Annotated in this window: 2 protein-coding genes; one reads left to right on the top strand and one right to left on the bottom strand. The window is 47.3% G+C overall.

Annotated elements, in window-relative coordinates; all coding sequences use genetic code 11:
* Positions 1 to 296 (top strand): porin (locus ACTHUM_RS12330; protein WP_440402992.1); only part of this gene is annotated, 296 nt, incomplete at its 5' end.
* Between the two features lie 184 nt (positions 297 to 480).
* On the opposite strand, the gene ACTHUM_RS12325 is transcribed toward ACTHUM_RS12330, so the two are convergent.
* Positions 481 to 2,031: DUF3458 domain-containing protein (locus ACTHUM_RS12325; protein WP_440402991.1), on the bottom strand; the 1,551-nt coding region annotated here is incomplete at its 5' end.

Here is a 2,031-nt window from a genome sequence, read left to right as displayed (position 1 = left end):
GCTTCAAAGCTGACGTAGCTGGTGCTAAGAAAAACGAACGTACTGAAGTTGGTGCAACTGCTGCTTACCGCTTCGGCAACGTAACTCCTCGTGTTTCTTACGCTCACGGCTTCAAAGCTAAAGAAGAAGGCGTGAAACAAGAGAACAGCGCTTACAACCAAGTTATCGTTGGTGCTGACTACGACTTCTCTAAACGCACTTCTGCTCTGGTTTCTGCCGGCTGGTTGAAAGAAGGCAAAGGCGACTACAAATACGAGAAAACTGCTGGCACTGTTGGCCTGCGTCACAAATTCTAATCTTTGGATTAGTATGAAAAAGAGCCTGTTTTATGCAGGCTCTTTTTTATTCTTATGCCCTACCCTCAACGAAAATTAATTTAAGCGTTGTATATAAAAAGGCCGTCTGAAACCAATCAGTTTCAGACGGCCTTTAGTCTATCTATCCTTATTGCCAAATAACAATAAGTTCAACAGACAAGCTTTATTTCTCATTTAAAATCTTACCAACAATCTCGCCCACATCTTTGGACAAACCTTCTTGTGCATGGATGCGTTGCAACTCTTTAGTCATAACGGCTTTGCGGTTGGCTTCCAATTTGTTGCAGATGTTGAAAGCCTGCACCAGTCGAGCGGCAACTTGCGGATTAAAGCGGTCAATTTCCATCACTTTATCTGCTACAAAGCGGTAGCCGCTGCCGTCTTCTGCATGGAAGTGCGGAATATTACGACTGAAGCTCATCAATAAAGAACGGGCTTTATTTGGGTTTTCAATACTGAACTTAGGATGATTCAAGGCCGTCTGAACTTGCTGTAAAGTATCTTTACGGCGACTTGAGGCAATCAGGGCAAAGTATTTGTCCATTACCAAAGCATCATCGGCGAATTTATCGGCAAATTGTGTCAACAAACGATCGCGGATTTCACTTTCATTGCTGTTGATTGCAGATAAGATACCCCATTCGTGGGTCATGTTTTGCGCCATTGCTTCGTAATTCTCCGCAACGTGTTCGATATGCGCAGCGTCAGCACGGAGAACGAATGCCCTACAAGTATTACGCAAAGTACGCCAGCCGGCCAATTCTGGGCTGTATTCATAACGAACAGCAGCATCGGCTTGATTTTCTTGCTCGGCAGCTTGACGGTTCAGCTCGCGCCATTGAGGCAGGAACTTGACGGCAACAGCATTGAGCAAGGCTTCTCGCGCTTGATGAACCTGAATCGGGTCAATATTTTCTTCTTCCGCCCATACATCGGTTTCAGACGGCATTTGCAGCAAAATGGCACGGAATGCTGGATCAAAGTCACCGGAAACCACCAAAGCCAAAGCATCCATCAATGCTTTGTGTTCCGGCAAAGGACGGCCTTCCGCCAATGCCTGACGGTTGGCATTAATGGCACGATGGTACAAGGTTTGAGCAGCTTCCCAACGGGCAAACTCATTTTCATCTGCCGCAAGTAAAGTCGCCAATTCTTGATCGCTGTATGGATAGTTCAGGGTAACCGGTGCAGAGAAGTCACGCAGCAGAGACGGGATAACCGGCTCATTGACACCGCCCAAGACAAAAATCTGCTCGGCCTCGGTCAATACCAAAACCGCCTCTTTCACCCGTTTGCCTTGATATTCAAACTCAACCGCTTCGCCTTTTTCGTTCAGCAAACCAGTTTTGACCGGAATCATCATCGGCTGTTTGTCCGCCATATCGGGCGTGGCCGGAATGGTTTGTTTGATGGTCAATTCAAACGCTCCATCTTTCAGACGGCCTTGAGCATCTAAAACCGGCGTGCCAGCTTGGCTGTACCACAAAGCAAACTGATCAAGATTGATGCCGTTTGCGTCTGCCATTGCGGCACGGAAATCATCACAAGTCACAGCTTGACCGTCGTGGCGTTGGAAATACAGCTTCATGCCTTTTTGGAAGCCTTCTTCCCCAAGCAAGGTGTGATACATGCGCACCACTTCCGCACCTTTTTCATAAACGGTCATGGTGTAGAAGTTGTTCATCTCTTCATAGCTGGCCGGGCGGACAGGATG

It is taken from the genome of Neisseria sp. P0021.S006, assembly GCF_051956895.1.
This window is presented reverse-complemented; position numbering and strand designations above follow the sequence as displayed.